General features: G+C 69.8%; 22 protein-coding genes. 9 read left to right on the forward strand and 13 right to left on the reverse strand.

The genetic code is table 11. The features are described from left to right. Positions 1 to 39: 39 nt before the first annotated feature. Complete coding sequence (locus Q9R47_RS15145) at positions 40 to 855, forward strand: glycine zipper 2TM domain-containing protein (RefSeq protein ID WP_311234028.1); 816 nt, start codon at positions 40 to 42, stop codon at positions 853 to 855. Positions 856 to 958: 103 nt separating this feature from the next. Here the strand turns inward: Q9R47_RS15145 and Q9R47_RS15150 are convergent, their stop codons facing one another. Then, positions 959 to 1,732: a ferredoxin--NADP reductase gene (locus tag Q9R47_RS15150; RefSeq protein ID WP_311234029.1), complete on the reverse strand. Its 774-nt coding sequence runs from the start codon at positions 1,730 to 1,732 to the stop codon at positions 959 to 961. 287 nt (positions 1,733 to 2,019) lie between these two features. Next, entirely contained in the window at positions 2,020 to 2,961 is a 942-nt protein-coding gene (locus tag Q9R47_RS15155; protein WP_311234030.1) for a LysR family transcriptional regulator, read from the reverse strand. Positions 2,962 to 3,076: 115 nt separating this feature from the next. Here Q9R47_RS15155 and Q9R47_RS15160 point away from each other — a divergent pair, with 115 nt between their 5' ends. Further along, positions 3,077 to 3,871: an SDR family oxidoreductase gene (locus tag Q9R47_RS15160; protein WP_311234031.1), complete on the forward strand. Its 795-nt coding sequence runs from the start codon at positions 3,077 to 3,079 to the stop codon at positions 3,869 to 3,871. A gap of 6 nt (positions 3,872 to 3,877) precedes the next feature. On the opposite strand, the gene Q9R47_RS15165 is transcribed toward Q9R47_RS15160, so the two are convergent. From Q9R47_RS15165 to Q9R47_RS15175, 3 genes are all read right to left on the reverse strand, one after another. Beyond that, positions 3,878 to 5,656 (reverse strand): methyl-accepting chemotaxis protein, encoded by a 1,779-nt coding sequence (locus Q9R47_RS15165; RefSeq protein WP_311234032.1) that lies wholly within the window; start codon positions 5,654 to 5,656, stop codon positions 3,878 to 3,880. Between the two features lie 195 nt (positions 5,657 to 5,851). Beyond that, complete coding sequence (locus Q9R47_RS15170) at positions 5,852 to 6,991, reverse strand: ABC transporter substrate-binding protein (protein WP_311234033.1); 1,140 nt, start codon at positions 6,989 to 6,991, stop codon at positions 5,852 to 5,854. A 152-nt stretch (positions 6,992 to 7,143) separates the two neighbouring features. Continuing rightward, entirely contained in the window at positions 7,144 to 8,127 is a 984-nt protein-coding gene (locus Q9R47_RS15175; protein WP_311234034.1) for a tripartite tricarboxylate transporter substrate binding protein BugE, read from the reverse strand. A 308-nt stretch (positions 8,128 to 8,435) separates the two neighbouring features. Between Q9R47_RS15175 and Q9R47_RS15180 the strand changes: the two genes are divergently transcribed. Both Q9R47_RS15180 and Q9R47_RS15185 read left to right on the forward strand, forming a co-directional pair. After that, positions 8,436 to 10,262, forward strand: a complete 1,827-nt coding sequence (locus tag Q9R47_RS15180; RefSeq protein ID WP_311234035.1) for an ATP-binding protein — start codon at positions 8,436 to 8,438, stop codon at positions 10,260 to 10,262. 33 nt (positions 10,263 to 10,295) lie between these two features. Next, positions 10,296 to 11,669 carry a sigma-54 dependent transcriptional regulator gene (locus Q9R47_RS15185; protein WP_311234036.1) on the forward strand — a complete coding sequence of 458 codons (1,374 nt, stop codon included), beginning with the start codon at positions 10,296 to 10,298 and terminating at the stop codon, positions 11,667 to 11,669. A 46-nt stretch (positions 11,670 to 11,715) separates the two neighbouring features. Here the strand turns inward: Q9R47_RS15185 and Q9R47_RS15190 are convergent, their stop codons facing one another. Genes Q9R47_RS15190 through Q9R47_RS15205 form a run of 4 tightly spaced genes read right to left on the reverse strand, consistent with a single transcriptional unit; the run spans position 11,716 to position 15,482 of the window. Next, on the reverse strand, positions 11,716 to 12,708 hold the full coding sequence (locus tag Q9R47_RS15190; protein WP_311234037.1) for a tripartite tricarboxylate transporter substrate binding protein: 993 nt from the start codon (positions 12,706 to 12,708) through the stop codon (positions 11,716 to 11,718). Between the two features lie 41 nt (positions 12,709 to 12,749). After that, positions 12,750 to 13,631 carry an isocitrate lyase/PEP mutase family protein gene (locus Q9R47_RS15195; protein WP_311234038.1) on the reverse strand — a complete coding sequence of 294 codons (882 nt, stop codon included), beginning with the start codon at positions 13,629 to 13,631 and terminating at the stop codon, positions 12,750 to 12,752. Positions 13,632 to 13,659: 28 nt separating this feature from the next. Beyond that, positions 13,660 to 14,199: a 3-isopropylmalate dehydratase gene (locus tag Q9R47_RS15200; protein ID WP_311234039.1), complete on the reverse strand. Its 540-nt coding sequence runs from the start codon at positions 14,197 to 14,199 to the stop codon at positions 13,660 to 13,662. Continuing rightward, positions 14,196 to 15,482 carry an aconitase family protein gene (locus tag Q9R47_RS15205; RefSeq protein WP_311234040.1) on the reverse strand — a complete coding sequence of 429 codons (1,287 nt, stop codon included), beginning with the start codon at positions 15,480 to 15,482 and terminating at the stop codon, positions 14,196 to 14,198. Before Q9R47_RS15205 ends, Q9R47_RS15200 begins: the two co-directional genes overlap by 4 nt. A gap of 127 nt (positions 15,483 to 15,609) precedes the next feature. Here Q9R47_RS15205 and Q9R47_RS15210 point away from each other — a divergent pair, with 127 nt between their 5' ends. The 4 genes from Q9R47_RS15210 (at position 15,610) to Q9R47_RS15225 (ending at position 21,113) form a co-directional block, all read left to right on the forward strand. Then, positions 15,610 to 16,464, forward strand: a complete 855-nt coding sequence (locus tag Q9R47_RS15210) for an IclR family transcriptional regulator (RefSeq protein ID WP_311234041.1) — start codon at positions 15,610 to 15,612, stop codon at positions 16,462 to 16,464. Positions 16,465 to 16,657: 193 nt separating this feature from the next. Next, positions 16,658 to 18,661, forward strand: a complete 2,004-nt coding sequence (locus tag Q9R47_RS15215) for a TonB-dependent receptor domain-containing protein (protein ID WP_311234042.1) — start codon at positions 16,658 to 16,660, stop codon at positions 18,659 to 18,661. A gap of 2 nt (positions 18,662 to 18,663) precedes the next feature. Then, entirely contained in the window at positions 18,664 to 19,200 is a 537-nt protein-coding gene (locus Q9R47_RS15220; RefSeq protein ID WP_311234043.1) for a YfiR family protein, read from the forward strand. Further along, positions 19,197 to 21,113: an EAL domain-containing protein gene (locus Q9R47_RS15225; protein WP_311234044.1), complete on the forward strand. Its 1,917-nt coding sequence runs from the start codon at positions 19,197 to 19,199 to the stop codon at positions 21,111 to 21,113. Before Q9R47_RS15220 ends, Q9R47_RS15225 begins: the two co-directional genes overlap by 4 nt. Here the strand turns inward: Q9R47_RS15225 and Q9R47_RS15230 are convergent. The 4 genes from Q9R47_RS15230 to Q9R47_RS15245 all read right to left on the reverse strand — a co-directional run bounded on the left by Q9R47_RS15230 (position 21,110) and on the right by Q9R47_RS15245 (position 24,614). After that, entirely contained in the window at positions 21,110 to 21,460 is a 351-nt protein-coding gene (locus Q9R47_RS15230; RefSeq protein WP_311234045.1) for a carboxymuconolactone decarboxylase family protein, read from the reverse strand. The two genes, Q9R47_RS15225 and Q9R47_RS15230, sit on opposite strands and share 4 nt — an antisense overlap. Beyond that, positions 21,457 to 22,029: a sigma-70 family RNA polymerase sigma factor gene (locus tag Q9R47_RS15235; protein ID WP_311234046.1), complete on the reverse strand. Its 573-nt coding sequence runs from the start codon at positions 22,027 to 22,029 to the stop codon at positions 21,457 to 21,459. Before Q9R47_RS15235 ends, Q9R47_RS15230 begins: the two co-directional genes overlap by 4 nt. Positions 22,030 to 22,049: 20 nt before the next feature. Next, entirely contained in the window at positions 22,050 to 22,265 is a 216-nt protein-coding gene (locus Q9R47_RS15240) for a YgaP-like transmembrane domain (protein WP_159968084.1), read from the reverse strand. 141 nt (positions 22,266 to 22,406) lie between these two features. Next, positions 22,407 to 24,614, reverse strand: coding sequence for a response regulator (locus Q9R47_RS15245; RefSeq protein WP_311234047.1), 2,208 nt, complete (start codon positions 24,612 to 24,614; stop codon positions 22,407 to 22,409). A gap of 314 nt (positions 24,615 to 24,928) precedes the next feature. Between Q9R47_RS15245 and Q9R47_RS15250 the strand changes: the two genes are divergently transcribed. Continuing rightward, a complete protein-coding gene (locus Q9R47_RS15250; protein WP_311234074.1) occupies positions 24,929 to 25,234 on the forward strand; it encodes an alpha-ketoglutarate-dependent dioxygenase AlkB in 306 nt (101 codons plus the stop codon). Positions 25,235 to 25,437: the final 203 nt, after the last annotated feature.

Here is a 25,437-nt window from a genome sequence, read left to right on the forward strand (position 1 = left end):
GTGTACTCTGCGGGCACAACACCCATGAAAGGGAACACCATGACTCTCGTTGTCCGCTCCAACTCCGATACGGGCCCGGCCGCTGCCGGCGGCTCGGTGAAGTGGCTCTGGGCCGCGATCGGCGCGCTGGGCGTCAGCGTGCTCGCCCTGGGCGCCACCCTGGTCGTCCAGAACAAGGACCGCGCGCCCGACGTGGCCGCGGCCGCCACCGCCGCTCCGGGCACGCCGCAGGCGCTCGCCGCCAACCCGGGCGCGGCATCGTTCGCACCGCAGCAACTCGCCCAGGCGCCTGCTGCCGCTCCCGCACCGCGCACGCCGGCTCCGGCCGTGGTGCACCGGGCGCCGGCACAGGGCTCGCAGAACTACGCGCAGGGCTCTGCCCCGTCGTCCTCCTATTACCCGCCCTCGCAGGGCCAGCAGGTCGCGATGCAGCGTGCCGCGGCGCCGGTGTGCGCGAGCTGCGGCCGGGTCGAGTCCGTGCAGGCCGTGCAGCAGGCCGCGCCCGCGACCGGCATCGGCGCGGTGGCCGGCGGCGTGCTCGGCGGCGTGCTGGGCAACCAGGTGGGCAAGGGCTCCGGCCGCACGGCCGCCACGGTGCTCGGCGCCGTGGGCGGCGGCTACCTGGGCCACACGGTGGAACAGCGCACCCGCACCACCACGGCCTACCAGATCCGAGTGCGCATGGACGACGGCTCGGTGCGCACCTTCACGCGCTCGCAGCCGGTGGCCGAAGGCACCTCGGTGCGCGTGGACGGCCGCGGCTTCCGCGTGGACAACGGCAGCTACGGCAGCGGGTACGGCGGCGGTTACGCCCAGGCCCCGCAGTCGGTGCGCGTGGTGGACAACGGCTACTGAGCCTGCAGGGGGCGCAGGCCGCAGCGCCTGATTCCCTCCACCCCCTGACCCTGGCGGGCGGCCTTCGAGGCCGCCCGTTCGCATTTGGGTGGCTTCGGGTCTTTTACTTCTCGACGAAGGCGCGCTCGATCACGAAGTCGCCGGGCTTGGTGGTGTTGCCCTCTTCGAAATCGCGCTTTTCCAGGATGGCCTTGAGCGAGGCCAGCATTTCCGGGCTGCCGCAGAGCATGACCCGGTCCACCAGCGGATCGAGCGGGGGCACGCCCAGGTCGGTGAACAGCTTGCCGTTCTCGATCAGGTCGTTGATGCGGCCCTGGTTGCGGAACGGCTCGCGCGTGACGGTGGGGTAGTACTTGAGCTGCTTGGCCACCATCTCGCCCAGGAACTCGTGCTGCGGCAGCTCCTGCGTGATGAAGTCGTGGTAGGCCAGCTCGTTCACCTGGCGCACGCCGTGCACCAGCACCACTTCCTCGAACTTCTCGTAGGTGTCCGGATCGCGGATCACCGACAGGAACGGCGCGAGGCCGGTGCCGGTGGAGATGAGGTACAGGCGCTTGGCCGGCAGCAGGTAGTCGATGAGCAGCGTGCCCGTGGGCTTGCGGCCGACGACGATGCTGTCGCCCACCTGGATGTTCTGCAGGCGCGAGGTGAGCGGGCCGTCCGGCACCTTGATCGACAGGAACTCCAGGTGCTCCTCGTAGTTGGCGCTCGCGATGCTGTAGGCGCGCAGCAGCGGCTTGCCGTCCACCTTGAGGCCGATCATGGTGAAGTGGCCGTTGGAGAACCGCAGCGACGTGTCGCGGGTGGTCGTGAAGGAGAACAGGCGGTCGGTCCAGTGGTGGACGGAGAGGACTCGCTCTTCGTTGAATGCGCTCATGGATGGATGGCGGAAAGTGAAAACGACAAGGAAGCGGCGCGTGGCCTTCGAAGGCAGGGCCGGTGGCTCGAGCGGGCGGACCGCGAAGGCGCCCTGGCTGCCCCCTGCCGGGTGGGCAAACCCCTGCATTGTCGGACAAACGCGGCGGGTGGGTGGGTTCAGGCCCCAGGACATGTGCGCGAATCCCGTCTATCGTCACTTGGAAACCTGCCAGACAGCGGCCCGGAGGCACCCCGTGGCGAGAAATCGGGGCTGATGGATGCCCCGGCCTCACCGTGGCGCTGCTCTTAATTCGGCGCCATCGCGTCCTGCCCCAGGTGCTCCCCCACCACCTCCGCCAGCCAGTCCATCACCGCCCGCACCCGCCGCGGCAGGTTCCGCCGGTTGGCGTACATCAGCGTGAGCGGCATCGGCGGCGCGGCATGCTGCGGCAGCACCTCCACCAGTTCCCCCTGCGCCAGCAGGTCCACCACGCCCAGGCGCGGCACCTGGATGAGCCCCAGCCCTGCCAGGCAACCGGCGATGTAGGCCTCGGCGTTGTTCACGGTGAGGGCGCCCTGCATGGGTGTGGCCACCAGCGTGCCGTCCACCATGGCTTCGAAGCCGCCGGAGCGGGCGCCGAGGGTGTTCACGAAATGCACCAGCCGGTGGTGCGCCAGATCGTCCAGCGTGCGGGGCGTGCCGTGCGCGCGCAGGTAGGCGGGGCTCGCGCAGTTGACCAGCCGCGCCGGGCCCAGCGGGCGCGCGATGAGGCTGGCGTCCACCACGGCGCCGGTGCGCAGCACGCAGTCGAAGCCTTCGCGCACCACGTCCACGCGGCGCTCGGTGCTGCTCAGCTCCACTTCCAGGCCGGGATGGCGGGCCAGCAGTTCGGGCAGGTGCGGCACGACGACGTTGCGCGCCATGCCGGTGGACATGTCGATGCGCACGCGCCCGCGCAGGCCGCTTCCCCCCGCGCCGTCGCCGCCGTCGGCGTGCTGGAACATGGACTGCAGTTCGTCCACGTCGGCCAGCAGGTCCTTGCAGCGCTCGTAGTAGGCCTGCCCGTCCTGCGTGAGCTGCACGCGGCGGGTGGTGCGGTGCAGCAGGCGCGTGCCGAGCTGGGTTTCCAGCTGCTGCACGGCGGTGGAGGCGCTGGCCTTGGGGATGCCGAGGGCTTCGGCCGCCTGCGTGAAGCTGGCGAGCTCGGCCACGCGGACGAAGGTGTGCATGCGGTCGAAGGGGCTCATTGTTCTTTTGGGGTGAACGATGTGATCGATTCTGCGTTATTTATGGCAATGGTGTCGATCAATAGACTCCATTCCATCGCTTTCTTCCTCACGCATGCACTGAAAGGACTTCGCCATGACCTCCATCGCATCCACTCTTTCTTCGTCCTCCGCCGCTCCCACCATCGCCCTCATCACCGGCGGCAGCCGGGGCCTGGGCCGCAGCGCCGCGCTGCACGTGGCGCGTTCCGGCACCGACGTGATCCTCACCTACCGCAGCCAGGCGGCCGAGGCCCAGGCCGTCGTCGCCGAGATCGAGGCGCTGGGCCGCCGCGCGGTGGCGCTGCCGCTGGACGTGGGCGCCAGTGCCACGTTCGCGGATTTCGCAGGCCAGGTGCGCGACGTGCTCGCCCGACACTGGCAGCGCGAGCATTTCGACTTCCTGGTGAACAACGCGGGCTCCGGCGCCTATGCCAGTTTCATGGAGACGACCGAGGAGCAGTTCGACCAGATGGTGGACATCCACCTCAAGGGCACGTTCTTCCTCACGCAGAAGCTGCTGCCGCTGATGAACGACGGCGGGCGCATCCTGAACGTGTCGTCGGGCCTCGCGCGGTTCGCGCTGCCGGGCTATGCCGCGTATGCGGCGATGAAGGGCGGGGTGGAGGTGCTGACCCGCTACCTGGCCAAGGAGCTGGGCGCGCGCGGCATCGCCGTGAACGTGGTGGCGCCCGGCGCGATCGAGACGGATTTCGGCGGCGGCGCGGTACGTGACGACGCGCAGCTCAACGGCTTCATCGCCGGCCAGACGGCGCTGGGCCGCGTGGGCCTGCCGGACGACATCGGCGGCGTGGTCGCGGCGCTGTTGCAGCCGGGCACGGGCTGGGTGAACGCGCAGCGCATCGAGGCGTCGGGCGGCATGTTCGTCTGAACCCGATCAGAAGGTTTCCCAGTCGTCGTCGCCTCCGCGTGCGGCCGGTGCCGGCGCGGGTGCCGCGGTGCGCGGCAGTGCGGGCGCAGCGGCCGGGGCGCGGACTGGTGCTGCAGGGCGGGGCGCTGCCACCTTGGGCATCGCGGCGGGCGCGGCACGGGAGGGAGCTGCGGCCGCAGCCGGGCGCACCGGCCGGGCCACGGTGGCCACGGGTGCCGCCGGTGACGCGGTGGCGCCCTGCATGCCCGCCGGAATCCGGAACACGCTCACCGCCTGCGAGAGCTGCCCCGTCTGCGCCTTCAGCGAGCCGGTGGCGGCCGCTGCCTCTTCCACCAGCGCCGCGTTCTGCTGGGTCACCTGGTCCATCTGCGAGACGGCCTGGTGCACCTGGTCGATGCCCCGGCTCTGTTCCCCGCTCGCGGCGCTGATCTCGGCGACGAGGTCGTTCACGCGCTGCACGCTCTGCACGATCTCGTCCATGGTGCGGCCGGCCTCCGCCACCTGGCTGGAGCCCTCGGCCACGCGCGAGACCGAGTCGCCGATCAGCGCCTTGATGTCCTTCGCCGCGGCGGCGCTGCGGCCGGCCAGGGCGCGCACTTCGCCGGCCACCACGGCGAAGCCGCGGCCCTGCTCGCCGGCGCGCGCGGCTTCCACCGCCGCGTTGAGCGCGAGGATGTTCGTCTGGAAGGCGATGCCGTCGATCACGCCGATGATGTCGGCGATCTTGCGGCTGCTCTCGTGGATGGCGCCCATCGTGTCCACCACGCCCGCCACCACCTGGCCGCCGCGGGTGGCGGTGCCGGCCGCGGAGGAGGCGAGCTGGCTGGCCTGGCGGGCGTTGTCGGCGTTCTGGCGCACGGTGCTGGTCAGCTCTTCCATGGCGGCCGCGGTCTGCTGCAGGGAGCTGGCCTGCTCTTCCGTGCGCGACGACAGATCCTGGTTGCCCGCGTCGATCTCGCTCGATGCGGTGGCGATGCTGTCCGTGCCCGAGCGCACGCGGCCCACCACCTGCGCGAGGCTTTCGTTCATGTCCTTCAGGGCCTGCAGCAGCTGGCCCGTCTCGTCCGTGGACGTGACGGTGACGTGGCTGGTGAGGTCGCTCGCCGCCACGGCGCGCGCCACGCGCACGGCTTCCGACAGCGGCCGCACGATGCCGCGCGTGAGCCACACCGCGCAGGCCGCGCCCAGCGCGAGCGCGAGCAGGCCCAGCACGGCGAGCAGCAGGCGGCTCTGCGCATGGATGTCCTGGATGTGCGCCGCGGTGGCGTCGATGTCGGCGCGCTGCAGGTCCAGCAGCTTCTGGATCAAAGCCACGTACTCCTTCGTGGCCGGCAGGTAGACCTGGGTGAGCAGGCGTTCGGCCTCTTCGGCCTGGCCCGCGGCCTTGGCTTTCACGGCCTGGTCGCGCGACGCGAGGTAGGCAGCGCGGGCCCGGCTGATGTCCGCCCAGACGGCCTTCTCGGCGGGACTGTCGAGCATCGGTTCGATCTTCTCGACGAGCTTCGCGGCCTCGCGCGTGGTCATGGCCGAGTCCTCGGCGAAGAAGCCCGCCAGCGACGGGTCGGTGCTCTTGACGATGGCCGTGGTGCGGCGCGCGGCGCTGTCCACGTAGCGGTACCAGTCGCTGATCATGCGCTCGTTGGCGAGCGGCAGCTGGGTCATGTCGTGCGTGGCCTGGGCGACGCTCTGCAGCCGCCAGAGGCCGAAGACGGTCATCAGGGCCATGAGGCCGAGCACCATGGCAAAGCCGGCGCCGAGGCGTGCGCCGATGGGGAGATTTCGCATGGGGTTTCCTGGAGGTCGATGCGGGAGGGGCCGCCGGGGCCGCAGGGGCGCAGCAGGGAGGGGCGATGCAGCCGCGCGCACGGGCCCGTGGGCCGCTTGCGCACGCAGGCGTGGCAGGTTATCGGCAGCGGGGGCCGTGCCTTGAACGCGACAGGAGAAAAAAAACGGGCGCCCGGCCCGCGCAGCCCGACCGTATCAGCGGCGGAATCGGCCGTCCGCGCCGACGATGGAGAGGTCCGCGAAGTCGAGCCCCGAGTGGTCCGTGGGGCTGTAGCCCACTTCCAGGCCGCCGAGGTCGAATTTGCGCATGCCCTCGAGTGCTGCCTGCAGCGTGGCCCGCGTGGGCTTGGGGCCGGCGCGCCGCAGCCCTTCCACCAGCACCTTGGCGGAGGCGTAGCCTTCGAGCATGGCGGCGCTGAGTTCGCCGTCCGGCGTGCCCTTCTTCGCGAGCGCCTGCGCCTCCTTCACCATCGGTACCGCCACGGAGCGTTCGTTCGGGAACACCTGGGTGACGATGGTGCCCGCGGCGTTGGCCCCCAGGCCGGCGACGAAGCCGGGCGTGGCGTTGTTCGACAGGGTCACCAACTGCGCCTTGGAGCCGGCCGCGCGGATCGCCGCAATGCCTTCCGCCACGGCCTGCGCGGTACCGACGATCAGCACGCCCTGGGCGTTGGCGCGGGCGACCTCGGGAGCGAGGCTGCTGAAATCGGGTCGGTTGCGGTCGAACGTGGCCTGCATCGCGGGTTCCAGCCGGGCCCGCCCCAGGCCGCGCAGGGCGCCCTGCAGCGCGTCGTTGCCGAAGCTGTCGTCCACCGTGAGCAGGGCGATGCGCTGCATGCCGATGCCGGCCAGGTGGCCCATGGCCTTCTCCGCCTCGCGCTGGTAGGAGGCGCGCACGTTGAACACGTGGCGGCGCACGGGCGTGTGCAGCACCATCGCGCCCGTGGAGGGGCCGACGAGCGGCACCGCGTGGCGGTCGAGCAGCGGCAGCACCGCTTCGGTGTGGGGCGTGCCGCGCGTGAGGAAGAGGGCGATGACGCCCTTCTGTTCGATGAGCGTGCGGGCGTTCTCGGCCGACACCTTCGGATCGAAGCGGTCGTCCAGCGATACGAGTTCGACCTTCTCGCCGCCCACGCCGCCCTCGGCGTTCACCGCGTCGAGGTAGAGCTTCGCGCCGCGGGTCACGTCCTGCACGCCGGCCGAGACGGGGCCGGTGAAGCCCGCCGTCTGCCCGACGAGCAGTTGCGCCGATGCAGGGGGCGACGCCAGCGATGCGGCGAGAAGAAGCAGGGCGGCGAAGGCGAAGCCGGAGGGCCGGCGTGCGGAAGGGGTCATGGAGTGGGGCGCGGCGGAGGCCGGCGAGGTCGGGAACGAACGGGGCGAAGGGAAATCGCCCCGATGGTGCCGCCTGGCCGGCGGTCTGCCATCCGCACGTTCCCGAGGTACGCGCAGCCGCGCGCGCGGGCCGCCGGGCGGCCCCTGCCGCGTCAGTTCAGCTTCAGCTTCTGCTTGGCCACCACGCCCTTGTAGAGCTCGTACTCGGCCTTGGTCTGCGCCGTGAATTCCTCCGGCGTGTTGCCCACGACGAGCGAGCCCGTGTCTTCGATGCGCTGGCGCACGGCCGGGTCTTCGAGCGTCTTCTTCACGGCCTGCGAGATCTTGTCCACCACCTCGCGCGGCAGGTTCTTCGGGCCGTGGATGCCGTAGAACGCCATCCGGTTCACGGGCTCGAAGCCGACTTCCTTGAAGGTGGGCACGTCGGGCATCGAGGGCAGGCGCTGGGGCGCCGCCACCGCGATGGCGATGAGCCGCTTTTCCTTGATGAACGGCAGCGCGGAAGGCAGGTTGTCGAAGATCATCGGCACCTGGCCGGCCACCGCGTCGTTGAGGGCCGGGCCCGCGCCCTTGTAGCCGATGTGCTCCAGCCCCAGGCCGGACAGCGACTTGAACAGCTCCATCTGCAGGTGGCCGATGCCGCCCGTGCCCGAGGTGGCGAACGAATACTTGCCCGGATTGGCCTTCACCTCGGCCATGAACGCCTTGAAGTCCTTCGCCGGGAAGCTCGGGTGCACGGCCAGCACGTTCGGGGTGGCGGCCATGTTGACGATCGACGTGAAGTCGGTGAGCGGGTTGTACTTCACTGCAGGGTTGATGGCGGGCGCGGACGCGACCGACGACACCGTCGCCACGCCGAGCGTGTAGCCGTCCGGTGCCGCCCGGGCGATCTCCGTCGCGCCGACCACGCCGCCGGCGCCGGCCTTGTTGTCCACCACCACCGGCTGGCCGAGCGTCGTGCCCAGCGACTGCGACACCACGCGCGCCACGATGTCGGTCGTGCCGCCGGGGGCGAACGGCACGATCAGGCGCACGGGCTTGGAGGGGTAGTCCTGGGCGAGGGCGGGGCCTGCGCCGATCAGCAGGGCGGTGGCGGCCAGGGCCGTGCGGCGCGTGAGGGATGCGGTACGTGTCATGCGTTGTCTCCTGTAGGGGCTGTGAATTCTTGCCGGGCTGCGGCGTTCGCCCCGATTCCCTTGCAGCTTGCATGCCACCGCCTCCGCCGCCGTGGCGGATGGGCCCGCAGGGCGCGCCGGCGCTGGAAACCGCGCTGCGGCAGCCTCTTTCCACGAGCGGCCTGGCACCCGGTGCAGCGGCGGAAACCCGCACGCAGCGGGAAGGTTTGTGCGGATTTCCGCACAAGGCGATCTGTCAACGGGGCTAGCCCTTGCATGGGGCTTTCCCTGGCCCACCACAATGCGTGCCCGACCCGCTCCGTTCTCTCGTGAAGCCCGACCGTTCCCTCCTGATTCCCGGCCTCGCCGTGCTGGTGTGCGTGTGCGCCGGGGCACTGGCGTACCGCGGATCGCTCGGGTCGCAGCTCGCCGGCCAGCAGCGTGCCGCCGCACAGCGGCTCGACTTCGCCGCGCAGAGCCTGGAGTCGCTGCTGCACCGCAACGAGGCCCTGCCTGCGCTGCTGGCGCTGGACGACGGAACGGCCCGTGCGCTGCGCCACCCCGGTGCCGCCAACCTCCAGGCCGCCAATGCCTTCCTGGGGCGTGCCGCGGGCCTGGCGGACGTGGAGGCCGCCTACCTCATGGACACCCGCGGCCTGACGATCGCGGCCAGCAACTGGAACCGGCCCAGCAGCTTCGTAGGGCAGAACTACCGGTTCCGGCCGTACTTCGAGGCCGCGATGCAGGGGCTCACCGGGCGCTTCTACGGCGTCGGCGCCACCACCGGCAAGCCCGGCTATTTCATCGCCGCGCCGCTGCCCGCCGAGGCTCCGGCACGCGGTGTCGTCGCGGTGAAGATTTCGCTCGATCCCTTCGAGGCGGCGCTGGCCGCCGGTGGCGACACGGTGCTGCTGGCCGACCGCGACGGCGTGGTGTTCCTCAGCACGGAGGCGGAATGGCGCTACCGCACGCTGGCGCCGCTCGGCGGCGACGCGCTCGTGCGGCTGCAGGGTGCGCAGCAGTACGGCAGCCATGCGCTGCGGCCCCTCGACCATGGCCTGGGCGCCTGGCCGGTCGGCGGCACGGCGGTGCGCCTGCGGCATGCGGGCCAGGAGCGCGACTTCACCGTGGCCGCGCGCGGCGTCGGCCCGCTTGGCTGGCAGATGCTGCTGCTGGCGGACCAGACCCCGGCGCGGCAGGAAGCCCTGGTGGCGGGCCTGGCGGGCGCGCTCTGCGCCGCGCTGCTGCTCGGCCTGGCGCTCTACCTGCGGCTGGACCGCCAGGGCCAGGCCGACCGCCGCGCGAGCGCCGAGCGCCTGCAGGCCGCGCGCGACACGCTGGAGACGCAGATCGCGCAGCGCACCGCCGACCTGACGGCCGCCAACGCCGCCCTGCAGGACCGGGTGCGCGACCTGCAGCACGCCGAGCAGATCCTGCGCGGCACGCGCGACGCGGCCGTGCAGGCCGGCAAGCTGGCGGTGCTCGGCCAGATGTCGGCCGGCATGGGCCATGAGCTCAACCAGCCGCTGGCCGCGCTGCAGACGCTCTCGGACAACGCCATCGCGCTCGACCGCCAGGGCCGCCGCGAGGACGTGGCCGAGAACCTGCGCCTGATCGGCGAACTCGCGGCGCGCATGGGCCGGATCGTGCGGCAGCTCAAGAGCTTCGCGCGCAAGGAAACGCCCGTCCCGCGGCCCTGCAGCGTGCGCGACGCGCTCGACCACGCGCTCATGCTGCTGGCGCAGCGCTGCACGGCCGTGCAGGCGCGCATCGACGTGGACGGCTTTCCCGCGGACCTGTGCGTGCAGGCGGATGCCACGCGGCTGGAGCAGGTGCTGGTGAACCTGCTGCGCAACGGGCTGGATGCCGTGCAGGGCCAGCCCGTGCGCGTGGTGCGCTTCGCGGCGGCGGCCGTGGACGGGCGGGTGCATCTGCGCGTTGCCGACACCGGCGGCGGCCTCGCGCCCGAAGCGCGCGACCGGCTGTTCGAGCCCTTCTTCACGACCAAGGCGGGCGAGGGCCTGGGGCTGGGCCTCGCGGTTTCGCGCATCATCGTGGAAGGCCTGGGCGGCACCCTGGCGGCGGGCGACCTGCCGCAGGGGGGCGGCGCGGAGTTCACCGTCACCCTGCCGCTCGCGCGCGCCGACGCCGCCTGACATGCCTTCCGCTTACCGAGGATTTTCCTGCCGATGACCGACACCTCCCTTCCGGCCGGCCCCGCCGGCGGGGCCCGCCCCGTCTACCTGATCGAGGACGACGCCATGGTGCGGCGTGCCTACGGCCAGGCGATCGAGCTCGCCCAGATTCCCGTGCGCGCCTTCCCGCACGCGCAGGCCGCATTGGACGCCTATGCGCAGGACCCGCCCGCCGCGGTGGTCACCGACATCCGCATGCCCGGCATCGACGGCATGGAGCTGCTGCGCCTGCTGCGGCAGCGGGATGCCGCCCTGCCGGTGGTGCTGGTCACGGGGCACGGCGACGTCGCGATGGCGGTGGAGGCGATGCGCGACGGCGCATACGACTTCATCGAAAAACCCTTCTCGTCCGAGCGCCTGCTGCTCACCGTGCGCCGCGCGCTGGAGCGCCGGGCCCTGTCGGACGAGCTGCAGCGGCTGCGCGCGCGCGGCGGCACCGACGCGCTCGCGGGGCTGGTGGGCCAGTCGCCCGGCATGGCGGAGGTGCGCCGGCTGGTGGCCGCGCTCGCGCCGCTGGACGTGGACGTGCTGCTGCACGGCGAGACCGGCGCGGGCAAGGAGGTGGTGGCGCGCGCCCTGCACGCCGCCAGCGGCCGCACGGGCCCGTTCGTGGCCATCAACTGCGGCGCCCTGCCCGAGACCATCATCGAGAGCGAACTCTTCGGGCACGAGCCCGGTGCCTTCACGGGCGCCACGCGCCGGCGCATCGGCAGGATCGAGTACGCCAACGGCGGCACGCTGCTGCTCGACGAGATCGAATCGATGCCGCAGGCGCTGCAATTGCGGCTGCTGCGCGTGCTGCAGGAGCGCGAGATCGAGCGGCTGGGCAGCAACCAGACCGTGCCGATCACCGCGCGCTTCGTGGCCGCGGCCAAGGCCGATCTGAAGCAGCTCGCCGACCGCGGGCAGTTCCGCGCCGATCTGTACTACCGCCTGCACGTCGCCGCCATCGCGCTGCCGCCGCTGCGCGAGCGCCCGCAGGACATCCCGCTGCTCATGGCCCACTTCCTCGCGCAGGCCGCCGCGCGCCACGGCCGCCCGGAGCCGGCCTGGGGCGACCGCGATCTCGCCAGCTGGCTTGCGCACGACTGGCCCGGCAACGTGCGCGAGCTGCGCAATGCCGCCGAGCGCCTCTGCCTGGGCCTGCCCGTGCAACCCCTGGACGGCGGGGCCGACTCCGCCCCCTCGCTCGCCGCGCGCGTGGACGCGTTCGAGCGCAAGCTGCTGCGCGACACGCTGGACCTCACGCAGGGCAACGTGGCCCGCGCCGCGGAGCTGCTCAGGATGCCGCGCAAGACGGTGTACGACAAGCTGCAGCGCCACGGGCTGGCGCCCGGCGCGGCGGGCGGGGGCGGGCGCGACGCTTGAACGGCCGCTGCCCGCCACTCAGGCCGGCTCCGCGGCGCCAGAGGCTTCAGTCCAGTTGCAGGCCCGCTTCCTTCGCGGCCTTGGGCAGCACGGCCAGTTCGCGCTGCAGGACGCTGGCGAACGCCTCCGGCGTGTTGTCCGTCGCCGGGGCCACGCCGCCCAGGTCCAGCAGGCGCTGGCGGAAGGCGGGCTCCGCCGTGATCTTCGCGATCTTCTCGCCCAGCAGTCGGACGATGGGGGCGGGCGTTTTGGCCGGGGCCACGATGCCGAACCAGACGTCGAAGTCCACGCCGCCGGGCACGCCCTGCTCGGTCAGGGTGGGCACGTCGGGCCACAGTTCCGAGCGGCCCTGGCGCAGCTGGCCGATGGCCCGGAGCTTGCCCGACTGGATGAAGCTGCGGACATCGCCCGTGCCCAGCAGGCCCCAGGCCACTTCGCCCGCCATCAGCGACTGCACCAGGGGCGCACCGCCCTTGTAGGGCACATGCGTGAAATTGCCGTCGGCATGGCGGTTGACCGCTTCGGAGGCCAGGTGCGACAGACCGCCCGCGCCGGCCGAGCCATAGGCCAGCCCGCCCTTGCCCGCCTTCCGGCCCGCCTCCAGCAGTTCCTTGACGTTCCGGTAAGGCGACTTCTCCGGCACCACCAGGATCAGCGGGGCGAGCGAGACGCGCGCGACGGGCACGAAATCCGCGGCCGCGAAGCCCGGCTTCTTGTAGATCTCGGGATTGATCGACAGCATGCCCGTCAGCGTCATGGCCAGCGAATAGCCGTCCGGGGCACTGAGCACCACGTTGCTCATGGCGATGTTGCCGCCGGCGCCGGGCCGGTTCTCCACGATGATGGGCTGCCCCAGTTCTTCCTGCAGGCGCGGCTGCAGGGTGCGTGCCGCCACGTCGGTGGCGCCTCCGGCCGGATAGGGCACGACCAGGCGGATCGGCTTGTTCGGATAGCCGGCCTGGGCCAGCGCGGCCTGGGCCAGGCCCAGCGACAGGGCCCCGGCCAGGGCGATGCGGCCGATGAAGTGGATGGAACGCACGGTGCTTGTCTCCTGTTTTTTTGTGAAGGGAAGAAAGGCGCTCAACGCGCCCGGCCGGTTTCGTACCGCGCCTGGCGCTCCTCCAGCGCGTGCCAGCCGATCAGCGCCTTGAAATCCGCCATGCCCGTCTGCGCAAAGGGCAGGTCCGCGAAGTCTCCCGAGCGGCGGCGCGCCAGTTCGGCCAGGTTGGCCTGCACCGCATGCACGGTGGTCAGCAGGCTGGCGATGGGGTAGGAGGCGAAGGCCGCCACGCTCTCGATCTGTTCGCGGGTGAGGGCCGTCATCCAGGTGCCGGCCATCAATTGCAGCGACAGGCGCCGCCCGCAGGTCTCGCGCAGCTGCACCAGTTGCTCGTAGCGGCCGAAGGTGCGCGAGATCGGCTGGATGAGATCGGCCCCGGCTTCGGCGTAGCGTGCGGCGCGGTCGAGCGCCTCGGCCGGGTCCACGGCGTCGGTGCGGGCCACGATCAGCAGGTCCGGGTCCTGCCGGGCGTCGAGCGCGGCGTGGATCCGCGCCAGCGCGTCCGCCACCGGCACCAGGGTGGACGTGGTGGTGGCCGCCGGGCAGCGCTTGGGACTGACCTGGTCTTCGATCTGCAGCGCGGCGGCGCCGGCCTTTTCGAACTCGCGCACCGTGCGGCCCATGTTGAGCACGCTGCCGTAGCCCGTGTCCGCGTCCACGAAGATGGGCTTGCGCACCACGTGGGCCATGCGGTTCACGGTGGCCACGTTCTCGCTCAGCGTGTAGAGCTCCATGTCGGGCTGGCCCAGCAGCGCGGCGGAGATGCCGAAACCGGTGCTGAAGATGCCGTCGAAGTCGGACTGCTCCACCAGCAGGGCCGAGAGCGCGTCCTGCGCGCCGCCGAACCAGAGGGTGTCGCCATCGTCGATGCGCTGTCGCAGCGCATTGCGGGAAAAGTGCATTTCGGATCTCCGGGAGAAAGGAACGGGATCAGGCCGGGTGCGACGGCGCCGCATCCCCGCTCCTGGCCATGCGTTGCTTGAGGTACGGAATCAGGCCACCGGCATCGAGCATGCCGCGCTCGGAAGGGGCGAAGGGCTGCAGCGCCAGCACCTGGCCCGTGCGCAGGTTCTTCACCTCGCTCGTGGCCCAGTCCACCGCCAGTTCGTCCCCCCGGGCCGCGGCGGCGCGGATGCCCGGGCAGGTCACGAGCGGAAAGCCCATGCTCGTCTCGCCGCGGAAGAAGCCCGGCGAGAAGGATTCGGCGATCACCGCGGCGATCCCCAGGTGCCGCATGGCGCGCATGGCCGGGTAGTGCGGATGGCCGTAGCCGAAGTTCTCGCCACCCACCAGCAGGTCGCCCCGGCCCACGGTGGCAGCGAAGCCCGGCGTGTAGTCGGCCATGGCCAGCGCGGCCAGCTCGGCTACGTCGGTGATCTTGATGTTGCGCACACCGACGATCAGATCGATGTCGTAGTCGTCTTCTTCGAAGACCCAGGCCACGCGGCCGCGCAGGTTCTGCAGGCTCATGCCGTGGCTCCCTCGGTCGTCGCTGCCTTTGCTGCTTCGGCCAGGTAGGGCCGCGGGTCCGCGATGCAGCCTTCCAGGGCCGAGGCGGCCACCACGGCGGCGTTGCAGATGTAGATCTCGGAGTCCACGCTGCCCATGCGGCCCGGCGTGTTCAGCGTACCCGTGGAGACGGCGCGCTGGCCCGCGCTCATGGTGGCGATGCGGCCGAAGCAGTAGTCGCAGCTGGGCGAGCTGATGAAGGCGCCGGCTTCCACCAGCGTCTCGATCAGGCCCTCGCGCGCGGCCGCCGCCATGATGGCCCGGGAGGTCGGCACCACATGCAGCTGGAAACCCGGCTGGATGCGCCGCCCGCGCAGCACCTGGGCGGCGATGCGCAGGTCTTCCAGCCGCCCGCTGGCGCAGGAGCCCAGGTAGCCGGTATGCACCTCCAACCCCGTGAAATCGGCGAGATCGCGCGTGTTGGCGGGGCTGGGCGGCACCACCACGATCGGTTCCAGACCGGAGACATCGATGGCCACGACGCGCTCGTACACGGCATCGGCATCCGGGTAGACCGGCTCCAGCGCGATCTTCGAGCGGCCCTGCGCATGCGCGAGGGTCTTGGCGTCCGGCGCGATCAGCATCGTGGTCGCCCCGAGGAACATCGCCTGGCCGCAGATCACCTGCCGGCCCTCGATGTCCAGGGCGTCGATCACCGGGCCGCACAGCTCCACCACCTTGAAGCGGCAGGAGGCCGGGCCCATCACGCGCACCATGTGGTGGAACACGTCGCGCGCCATCACGCCGGGCCGCAGCGTGCCCGTGAGCCGCACCTGGATGGTGGCCGGCACGGTCATGGTGAGGGTCTCGGTGGCGAACGCCTCGACGACGCCCTTGCGCGCACCGAAGGCGAACGTACCGAAGGCGCCCAGCTGGCTCACGTGGCCATCGAAATGCACGGCGAAGGCCCCCGGCACGGCATACCCCAGCTCGGCCGCGACCTGGTGACCGATGCCCTCGCGCTCATGCACCGGCACACCCTGCTCCTTGCCCCAGGCGCGGGTGATCTGGTGCAGCTCCTCCTCCTTGGGCGCCGTGGCCGGCACCATGTGGTCGATGAAGAGCACGAAGCGCTCGGGGCTGGAGACCTTCTCCACGCCGAAATCCTCGCGCGTTTCCTTGAAGAACACGTCGGTGTAGCCGGGGAAGTCGTAGCTGATCACGAAGTCCGGCCGGGCCGTGATCTCCTGGCCGGGCACCACCCGGGCCAGGCCCGCGGCGCGTGCCAGGATCTTTTCAGTCATCGTCTGGGGCATGCAGGTCTCCGTTCAACTTCCACGATGTGGTGGGCATTGATCTGTCGTCATGCATCCCATTACATTGGAGTGTGAACCCCGCCTCTTCAGGTGCAACCCCAATTACTGCCACACTGTGGAAACTCAATCAGAACCTGGCGCCTCCCGCCCTGAGGACGGCGCAACGGAAGCCGGCGGTGCCGTCCGCACCGGCACCCAGAGCATCGAGCGGGTGGTGGGCATGCTGCGCGTGGTGGCCTCGCGCGGGCGGCGCGGCATGCGCATCGCCGACGTGGTGAGCGTGAGCGGCCTGCCCATGTCCACCTGCTTCCGCATGCTGCAGCGGCTGGAGCTGGAGGGTATGGTGGTGCGCGACGCCATGACGCGCAAATACCACCTGGGGCCGCTGCTGCACGAACTGGGCCTGCTGGCGCAGCCGCGCTTCCAGCTGGCCGATCTGTGCGCGCAGGCCCTGCAGGCCATCGCCGACGAGACGCAGGACACGGTCTACCTCAGCGAGCGCCGCGGCGTCGAATCCATCTGCACCAGCCGCGTGCTGGGCGACTACCCGATCAAGGCGCTCACGCTGGACGTGGGCATCCGCCGGCCCATGGGGGTCGGGGCCGGCGGGCTGGCGATCCTGAGTGCCCTGCCCGAGGCCGAGGTAGCGCAGATCGTCGAAGCCAACGATGCGCTCTATGCCCGTTTCGGCACCTTCGAGCCCGGCTTCGTGCAGCGGGCCGTCGCGGACACCCGGGCCCAGGGCTACGCGTTCCTGGACAGCGCTGCGACCCCCGGCACGGCGGCGGTCGGCATCGCGTTTCCGCCCGACAACCCCGTGGCCGCCATCAGCGTGGCGGCCATCTCCAGCCGGCTGGGCCCCGAACGCCGCGCGCAGGTGGCCGAGGTGATCGCGCGGCAGGTGCGCATGGTGTGCGCCCGGATGCCGGCTGCCGCCATGGCTGCGCCTGCGCGGCCCGGGGGCCGGTGAGGCGGCCGCGCATACGGTGCTTGGGCGACCGGCACGGCGATCCGGCGCGAGGTCCGCGCACGCTGACGGATGCCTCGAATGGCTACGCATGAGTTGGTTAAAGAACACAATTTGAAACAATTGGAGGGAATCGTGCAGTAGTGCTGTCTCCGAAACAGGGACTGGACAGCAGAATCGGGGCAGGGTCGCCCTTATGAAAAACCGTTTGCCGTCCACGAAGGGCTGGCGCCTCGGCGCTGCCATGGCCTGTCTGTGCCTCGCGCAGGGGCCGCTGCATGCGGAGGTATCGGACCTGCCGCTGGAGCAGCTCATGCAGTTGCAGGTCACGACGGCCAGCCGGTACGCCCAGTCGGCGCTCGAGGCGCCTGCGGTGGTCAGCGTGGTGACGGCCGAGGACATCCGCCTGTTCGGCTACCGCACCCTGGCCGACGTGCTGGCGGGCATGCGCGGGCTCTACGTGTCTTACGACCGCTCCTACCACTACCTGGGCACGCGGGGATTCTCCACCCCGGGCGACTACAACACGCGGGTGCTGCTGCTCGTCAACGGCATCCGGTTCAACGACAGCCTGTACGACCAGGCGAGCATCGGCACCGACTTTCCCATCGACATCGACCTGGTGGAGCGGGTCGAGTTCGTCTCCGGCGCGGGGTCGGCCGTGTACGGCCCGAACGCATTTTTCGGCGTGATCAACGTGATCACGCGGGACGGTGCGCACCTCCGCGGCCCCCAGGTGAGCGCCGAGGCGGCCAGCCACGGCGGCCGCAAACTCCGGTTCTCCGCGGGCACCGTGACGGACGAGGGATCGAGCTGGCTGATCTCCGCCACGCGGTCCACGTCCCGGGGGGCGGACCATTATTTCCCCGCGTTCGATACGCCCTCGCAGAACTTCGGCGTCGCCCACGGGCTGGATTTCGATCGCAGCACCCAGCTGTTCGCGAGCATGCGCAGCGGTGGGCTCTCGGTCTACTTGGCGCACGGCGAGCGGGAGAAGGGGATGCCCACCGGCGCGTTCTCCCAGGTCTTCAACGACCCGAGATCGCGGGTGAACGACACCAGCACCCGCCTGGGCGCCGAATATGCCTACCCGATCCGGTCCGACCTGTCGTTCGTCGGCAGGGCGCACGTCGGGCGCTACGAGTACGTGGGCGACTACGTCTACGACTACCCGCCGCTCACCGTCAACCGGGACATCAGCCGCGGCCAGTGGATGGGAACCGAACTGCAGTGGATCAGCACCGCATTCGCCCGGCACAAGCTGTCCTGGGGCGTGGACTACCGGCGGGACATCGAGGTGAGCCAGCAGAACCTGGACCTGTCGCCCGCCGTGACGTATCTGGACACCCGGCGGCACGACGACGTCATCGGCCTGTACGTACAGGACGAGTTCGCACTGGCCCCGGATCTCACGGCGCATGCCGGCCTGCGGTGGGGAAAGCAATCGGGCAGCGAAGGCAATCTCCACCCCCGGCTCGGCCTGGTCTACTGGCTGCAGCCCACGACGGCGCTCAAGCTGCTGCACGGCACGGCCTTCCGCCCTCCGAATGCCTATGAACGCGACTACCGGGTGGATACGCCGGGAGGCCTGGTGGACACCCAGAAGATCCGGTCCGAGCGGGTCCGCACCACCGAAATCGCGCTGGAGCATGCCGCGGACGGTGGCCAGCGCGTCGTGGTCAACGCGTTCCTGTCCCAGGTGCGCGACCTGATCGCGCTGGCCGATGCGCCCACGCCGGAACGCCTGACCCTCGACAACGCCCGCGGCGTCAAGGTCCACGGGGCCGAGGTCGAATACGAGCGGCGCGGGCGCGGCGATTCGCGGCTCCGGCTGGTGTACGGGTGGCAGAAGGCCCGTGGAGCGTCGGGAGAGACGCTGGTCAATTCACCGCGCCATCTGCTCAAGGCACAATGGTCCGACCGGCTCGTGGCCGCCCCGGCCGCCGGATGGGACCCGGGCCGCTACGCGGTCGAACTGATCGGCGTGGGAGCGCGCACCACACGGCTCAATGACCGGCTGCCACCGCACGTCCTGGCGAACCTCACCTACTCGACCCGCCTGGCCGGCACCGACGTGTCGCTGGGCGTCTACAACCTGCTCAACCGCCGATACTCCGACCCGGCCTCCTACGAGGTACGTGACGACACCATCCCGCAGGACGGCCGGACCTACCGCATCAAGCTGACCTACGCGTTTTGACCATGTGCGGCTTCCCCTTGCGCTGCCTGACCAAATGCGGGCTGGCTCTGCTATGGGTCCTGGGCTCGGTCCAGGCCCATGGGCAGGTGGGTGAGCCGGAGCTGAAGGCGGCGTTCGTCTACAACTTCCTGCAGTTCGTGGAGTGGCCGAAGGGCAGCACCGCATCCCCTCCGGAGCTGACGCTCTGTGTGTCGCCCTTCAGCCCCCTCAAGCGCCAGATCGGAGCGCTGGAGGGCAAGCCGGTGCAGGGAAGCACGCTGCGGGTCCTCCTCCTGGACTTGCCCAGCCTCGGCAGATGCCGGGTCATCGTGCTGGACGCCGCCGATGCGGAGCCGGTGTTCGGCGCCCTGCGTTCACTGCCGCCGGGGCACGGCGTGCTGACGGTGGTCGACGACACCGATGCGGCGCGGGCGGAGGCCGTCTTCGTCCTGGGCCGGGAGGACGGGCGGGTGGTGTTCTCCATCCACCCGGACGCCGCGGCCCGGGCCGGCGTGGTGATCAGCTCCAGGCTGCTGCGGCTGGCAAGGGGGGCGCGATGAGCGCGGGGCCGTTCGAGGCGCAGGGCCGCGGCCAGTCCGCGCCGCGGGCTCCCCGCATGCCGTCGTCCCGGCTGGCCGTGACGGGCATCCTGACGGCCGGCCTGGCGGTGCTCACGGTGGTGCTCGCATTGACCGCGTTCGACTACTGGAGCAGCCGCCGGACGCTGCTGCAGGACAGTGCGGTCGAAGCCGCCATCGTGGCGGACAACGTCTCGGCGGCCGTCATGTTCCGGGATGCGCGCGCGGCCAACGAGACGCTGGCTGCGCTGCGCTACTCGCCCATGGTCGTCGGGGCAGGCATCTACGACAGCGACGGCGTGCTGTTCGCGAAGTACGGCGAGGATGCCGGCCTGCCCGCGTCACTGCCGGCCTCCGGCATGGCCGATGCCGCCGAGCGCCACGGCTGGAGCCGGCTCGATATCCAGCGGCCCATCACGGTGTCCGACACGGCCTGGGGAACGCTCTACATCCAGAAGTCCACCGGCACCGCGAACCGGCGGCTGGCCATCCGGTTCGCGGGCGCCCTGTTCATCGCGCTGTGCGTGATGGGTGCCGCTGCCGCGATGGTGCTGCGCAGCCGGGCGGTCGTGCGGGCCGCGGAAAGCCGCCTGCATCTGCTGGCGCATACCGACGCCGTCACCGGCGTGGGCAACCGGCACGCGTTCAACGAGCAGCTCGCGCTGCAGATCGCGCAGGCCCGCGAGCGCGGCGAGCGCGTCGCCCTGGTCTACATCGACCTGGACAACTTCAAGGCCCTCAACGACACCTTCGGCCATGCCGCCGGCGACGGGCTGCTGCACGAAGTCGCCCGCCGCCTGCAATCCGTGGTCCGCAGCGCGGACATCGTGTCGCGGCTCGGCGGCGACGAATTCGCACTGATCCTGCGGTGGGAGATCGATGACGCCGCCCTCGACCATTACGGCCGCCGCATCGTGGAGATGTTCAAGTCGCCGTACTCCGAGCTGGGCCAGCCGGTGGCGCTGACCTGCAGCGTCGGCATCGCCACGTTCCCCGAAGACGCCCGCGAGATGGACGCGCTCATGGGCTGTGCCGACACGGCCATGTACCGCGCGAAGGAGCTCGGCAAGAACCGCAGCGTGCGCTTCGATGCGTCCATGAACCTGGTCGCCGCGCGGCGAAGGGCGATCGGGCAGGCGCTGCGCGCCGAACTGGAGACGGGCAGCGGGTTGGCGCTGCACTACCAGCCGCTGCTCGATGCACGGACGCGGACTCCCGTCGGCGCGGAGGCGCTGCTGCGGTGGACGCACCCCGAACTGGGCAGCATCCCCCCGCTGGAGGCCGTCTCCGTGGCGGAAGAAAGCGGCCTCATCGCGCCCCTGGGCTACTGGGCGCTGCGCACCGCGTGCAGGAACGCGGTGCGCTGGCAGGCGGCCGGGCCCATGCGCGTGGCGGTGAACCTCTCTGCCCGGCAACTGGCCGAACCGCATTTCCTGGAACAGGTGATGGACATCCTGCGCGAGGAGGACTTTCCTCCGCAGTTGCTGGAACTCGAACTCACCGAGACGGTGCTCATGGAGAACGTGGACGCAGGTGCCCACACGCTGAGGCGGCTGAGCCAGATCGGCGTCCACCTGGCGATCGACGACTTCGGCACCGGCTATTCCTCGCTCGCGTACCTGCGGCAGTTGCCGATGCGCCGGCTGAAGATCGACCGGAGCTTCGTGAAGGAACTGCCGGAGCAGGACCACAGCCGCGCGATCGTGAACGCGATCATCGCGCTCGCGCACGAACTGGACCTGGAGGTGACGGCCGAGGGCGTCGAAACGGAAGCGCAGGCCGCCTATCTCGTCCAGCAGTCGTGCGACGTGCTGCAGGGGTATCTGTTCGCGAAGCCCATGAGTTCCGAGGATTTCTTCGCGCGGGTCGTACAGCCGCGGGCTGAGTCTGGCTAGCGGCCGATCGTCTGCGGCGGTGCCTCGTCGAACAGCCGCAGCGCCAGCAAGCCGTGGCCCACGGTCGCTCCCGCGCGAACGGCGCCCGCGATCAATGCGATTTCGGCCAGTTCCTGGCGGGTCGTGCCGAGACGTTTCGCTGCGCGCGTGTGCACGTCCAGGCAATAGCCGCATTGGGTGGTGAGTGCGACTGCGAGCGCGATCCACTCGCGTGTTTTCGGGGGAATGGCGCCATCGGTCCGTTTCACCGCATGGTCGTAGGCCAGAAAGGCGCTTGCTTCGGTGGGCGCCAGGCGCGCGAGGGCAGGAGCGTTCTGGAGGTCCTGCGGGCTCTGGTAATGGCTCATGACGGATCCTGGACAGGGTGGTGGCGGGCGATGGCGGCCGGCTCCGGGGCTCCGTCCTTCAACCAGTAGCCGCTTTGGAGCAACTGCTCGCGCACCATGCCGCGGGCGCGGTGCAGGCGGCTTTTCACGGCCTCGACGCTCAGGCCCAACTGCGCCGCGACTTCCGGTGCCGTCAGCTCGTGCACGTCGCGCAGGATGAGCACCTCGCGGTAGGCGGGGCCCAGGCGTTCGATGGCACGTGCCAGATCCATCCGGAGATCCTGGGGAATGCCGGGCGCTGCGGCCTGGAAGCCGTCCTCCCCGGCCTCGTCCAGCGACTCCGCCGGCCCGTTCCTGCGGAACAGGCGGAAGCACTCTCTCTCGACGATGCGGAACAGCCAGGTCGCCAGCGTCGCAGCGGTACGCAGCGCGCCGATTTTTCGGTACAGCTGCCACAGCGCGACCTGCACGGCGTCTTCCGCGTCCTGCGCGGTGGAGCAGGTGCGCCGCGCGAACCGTTTCAGATCCGGCTGGCACACCGACAGGAGGCGCAGGATCGCGCCGCCGTCACCGAGGCGGGCCGCGTCCACGAGGGCGGTATCCGCTCGCATCACCGACCCCTTTTCATCGGCCTGCGGCCGACCAGGGCGCAGGCCGGACAGTATCCGGCGAAGCCTGTCAGCACCAGCGTGGCGGCGACCGCGGCAGCGGCCCAGGCCACGGCGCCGGTGGCCCCGAGACCGACCGCGGCAAGGACGATCAGCAGCCCGAGTGCGGGGCGCAGGGCGCGCTCCCAGAGGGGCAGGTTGCGTTGCAGGTAGAACATCAGCGGCCTTTTCAGTGGTTTGAACTGTGACCTAGAGGCGGCCCAGGCCCGAAAGGGTTCACGAGGTCGGCGCTGTCCGGTGCTGCATTTCGGCGTCAGTACCTGCGCTCTCTGGCGGAAGCGGCCCAGCCGGTTCTCCGCCTAATGGCGTGCCTTCTTGAGCAACCGCAGAACATCCGCGATATCGTAGGGTTTGGAAAGCACTTGAACTTCTGGAATGGTCACGCGGGTTTCCGAGTAACCCGTGGCCAAAACGACATGGATGTGGGGAAAGCGGCTTCGTATGGCTTTCGCCAGGTCGATCCCATTGAGCTCGCCCGGCATGACGACATCCGAGAAAACGATATCGATCTTCGTCCCGGCGTCGATGCAGGCCAGCGCGGCATCCGCGTTGTCTGCCATGATGACGAAGTACCCCGCGTGTTCGAGCGCCGGTGCCACGCTCTCCCTGACCAAAGGATCGTCTTCCACGAAAAGCAGCGTCGCGCTCTCTTTGCGGTCCATCTCCAATGGTGGGCTGGGCAGTGCTGCCGGTTCCACAGCGGCCTCCAGCGCTCTGGGCAGGTAGATATCCACACAGGTACCCCGTCCCACTTCGCTGTCCAGCAAGAGGATGCCGCCAGCTTGACGGGCAAAGCCGAACGCCTGGGGCAGCCCCAGACCCGAGCCTTTCCCCACTTCCTTGGTCGTGAAGAACGGGTCCAGCGCTCTCGACGCTACCTCGGCAGTCATGCCTACGCCTGAATCGACGAACCGCACGCGAAGGTAATCTCCAGGTGGCAGGTGCGCCGCGGGCTGGACGGCACTTTCATTGGTGACCGTGACGGAGATGCTTCCCCCGCCCGGCATCGCATCCTTGGCGTTGATCACCAGGTTCAGGAACGCGAGTTCGAACTGGGTGGGATCGATGGTGACCGGCCACGCCTCTTCGGCAATGGAAACCCCGAGGGACACGCTCGCGGGCAGCACGTTGTCCACCAGTTGCCGGAAGTCGTGAAGGTGCTTGGGCAACTGCACGGTTTCGAGCCGTGAGTCCTGGGTGCGACCGAATGAACTGAGCTGCCCCGTGAGCGTTTTCGCTCTTTTCAACGCCTTGCTGCAGGTCTCCAGCAAACTCAGCACCCGATCGGGGTCCTTGGCCCTTTTTGCCAGCTGCAACGATGTGGCCAGCGTCTGGAGCAGGTTGTTGAACTCGTGGGCAATGCCGCCGGTGAGCCGTCCCAGCGCCTCCATTTTCTGGCCCTGCAGCAGAGCCCGCTGCGCGCGTTCGGTTTCTTCCACCGCGTGGGCGACACGGAGCTCCAGGTCCCGTTGCGCCGTTCCGAGCTGGTCGCTCGCATGCGCGATGCGCCTTCCTACCTCGTCGACCTCCACCAGACCTTGCGGGGTATAGCTCACCTTTTCGCCTCTGCCCAGGGATTCGGCAGCGAGTTCCAGCTTCTGCATTCGGCGAACGACGCCCCAACCGATCTGCCTGGCGAATACCCATGCCAAACCCAGTATCGCCAAGGAGGAGAGGGCGAAGCCAATGGCCAGGTGGACTGCGCTCTGGCGAATCTCGCTTTCCGGGATGCTGAGCACCGCCGTCCAGTCCGACGCGGGAATGCGATAGAAAAACGTTTTGACGGGGACGCCGTCCAGAGTGGTCGATGGGGTGACGCCGCTGATCTGCGCTGCGAATTTTTGCTGGAGGTCCCTGTCTGCAGGCTGGCCTACGAACTTCTCCGGGTCCCGCGACCTTGCCACGAGCACGCCGTTGCGGTCGACGATCACGCTCAGCCACGTCGGCGGGAGATTCTGCTGCAAAAGGAGTTGCTGGAGTGATGCAGCGTTCAGGCCCATGGCCACGAAATAGCGCGGCTCCGCCCGTTCCATGTAGGGCACCTGGATGCTGAAATCGAACCGCTTGCCCAACGGGGCAAAAAACACGTCCGAGACCAATGGGCTCATGACTCCATGGCGTTCCATCAGTGCCTGCATCGTCGATGCGCGTTGCGCTGGAAGGCTCGCTCCGAAAGGAGCACGGGTATTGATGAGCTGCCGGCCTGTTTTGTCGAACAGGATGATGGTGGTGTCTCGTGTCGGCGCGTTGTTTTTCGCAAAGGCGTAGAAGGATTCCAGATCGCCTTCAGCCAGGGCCGGCGAATGCGCAATGGTCTGGAGGATCCGCTGCCGCGACTTCAGTTCGCTGTCCACCATGTGGGAAAATACACGGGCGCTGGCCATCAGCCGCGCCTCCTGCGCCAGTTCCTCTCCTCGATAGACGTACCACACGGCCAATGCGGCCGCCAAGAGCGCGGGAATGAGGACGGAGAGCGTGAGTGCGAATAGTTGATTTTTCAGCCGCATGGGAAGACTTCCAGCCGACCTGGTGAGCTGGTGACTGCAAGGCGATGGATTCAGGGCCCAGATAGCCAACGGCGTCGCCGCAATGGTGGACGCATGGGTACGAAAACCCGTGGATTTCAGTCACTGACCAGCGCTCGGCCTTGATGCCAGCGCAGGCGGCGGAGAGGGAGCGCAGCCGTGCCTTCCACTGTGGTCCCTCTCGTCGATCCGTTTTTTGTGGCGAGTGTAGGAGGGCCGCTGGGCTTTTGCCGCTCCGCGCATAGGTCGCGTTTGCTGGATGCGACACTTTCTGCGCCCGACCGGAGGCCCGGTGGCTGGGACGCCCGCCTGAAGATCTCGGGCATGCGCTTGTCGCCGAGTACGTACCAGGAACGCCCCTGGGCTGGCATCGCGACGTCCCGGGCTTCGAAACCATCGTGGGCGTTTCGCTCGGCGGCCGCGCGACCCTGAAGTTCCGCCCTTATCCCGACAAGCCGGCGGCACGGAAGGTGGTGCCGCTGGAGGTGCAGCCGCGATCCGTCTATAAGATGGCGTCCGAAGCGCGGTGGGGCTGGCAGCACAGCGTCGTACCGACGGCCGAACTCCGGTGGTCCATCACTTTCCGTACCAGCGTTGTGTGAGGGCAGCCACTGCGCGAGCAGGCGAACAGGAGCGCCGAGGTCTACAGGCTTGCTCAACTGCTCGTCGAACACGCTGGCGCCCGGTCGGTGTGGACAGGTACGCGGGCAGCAGGTGTAGGTGGCGCTGCGGCGCGCGCGTAGGTTGTAGGACATGCCACGGACGATATGCGTGAGGTCCCACGCACATGCCTGTCGCTCGCTCC

Origin of the sequence: Acidovorax sp. PRC11 (genome assembly GCF_031844105.1) — a bacterium.
Lineage (GTDB): Bacteria > Pseudomonadota > Gammaproteobacteria > Burkholderiales > Burkholderiaceae_C > Paracidovorax.

Excerpts from the sequence above, each read along its gene's own strand:
- Q9R47_RS15145 (WP_311234028.1), top strand. The coding sequence starts at position 40 with ATGACTCTCGTTGTCCGCTCCAACTCCGATACGGGCCCGGCCGCTGCC.
- Q9R47_RS15150 (WP_311234029.1), bottom strand. The coding sequence starts at position 1,732 with ATGAGCGCATTCAACGAAGAGCGAGTCCTCTCCGTCCACCACTGGACC.
- Q9R47_RS15155 (WP_311234030.1), bottom strand. The coding sequence starts at position 2,961 with ATGAGCCCCTTCGACCGCATGCACACCTTCGTCCGCGTGGCCGAGCTC.
- Q9R47_RS15160 (WP_311234031.1), top strand. The coding sequence starts at position 3,077 with ATGACCTCCATCGCATCCACTCTTTCTTCGTCCTCCGCCGCTCCCACC.
- Q9R47_RS15165 (WP_311234032.1), bottom strand. The coding sequence starts at position 5,656 with ATGCGAAATCTCCCCATCGGCGCACGCCTCGGCGCCGGCTTTGCCATG.
- Q9R47_RS15170 (WP_311234033.1), bottom strand. The coding sequence starts at position 6,991 with ATGACCCCTTCCGCACGCCGGCCCTCCGGCTTCGCCTTCGCCGCCCTG.
- Q9R47_RS15175 (WP_311234034.1), bottom strand. The coding sequence starts at position 8,127 with ATGACACGTACCGCATCCCTCACGCGCCGCACGGCCCTGGCCGCCACC.
- Q9R47_RS15185 (WP_311234036.1), top strand. The coding sequence starts at position 10,296 with ATGACCGACACCTCCCTTCCGGCCGGCCCCGCCGGCGGGGCCCGCCCC.
- Q9R47_RS15195 (WP_311234038.1), bottom strand. The coding sequence starts at position 13,631 with ATGCACTTTTCCCGCAATGCGCTGCGACAGCGCATCGACGATGGCGAC.
- Q9R47_RS15200 (WP_311234039.1), bottom strand. The coding sequence starts at position 14,199 with ATGAGCCTGCAGAACCTGCGCGGCCGCGTGGCCTGGGTCTTCGAAGAA.
- Q9R47_RS15205 (WP_311234040.1), bottom strand. The coding sequence starts at position 15,482 with ATGACTGAAAAGATCCTGGCACGCGCCGCGGGCCTGGCCCGGGTGGTG.
- Q9R47_RS15215 (WP_311234042.1), top strand. The coding sequence starts at position 16,658 with ATGAAAAACCGTTTGCCGTCCACGAAGGGCTGGCGCCTCGGCGCTGCC.
- Q9R47_RS15220 (WP_311234043.1), top strand. The coding sequence starts at position 18,664 with ATGTGCGGCTTCCCCTTGCGCTGCCTGACCAAATGCGGGCTGGCTCTG.
- Q9R47_RS15225 (WP_311234044.1), top strand. The coding sequence starts at position 19,197 with ATGAGCGCGGGGCCGTTCGAGGCGCAGGGCCGCGGCCAGTCCGCGCCG.
- Q9R47_RS15230 (WP_311234045.1), bottom strand. The coding sequence starts at position 21,460 with ATGAGCCATTACCAGAGCCCGCAGGACCTCCAGAACGCTCCTGCCCTC.
- Q9R47_RS15240 (WP_159968084.1), bottom strand. The coding sequence starts at position 22,265 with ATGTTCTACCTGCAACGCAACCTGCCCCTCTGGGAGCGCGCCCTGCGC.
- Q9R47_RS15245 (WP_311234047.1), bottom strand. The coding sequence starts at position 24,614 with ATGCGGCTGAAAAATCAACTATTCGCACTCACGCTCTCCGTCCTCATT.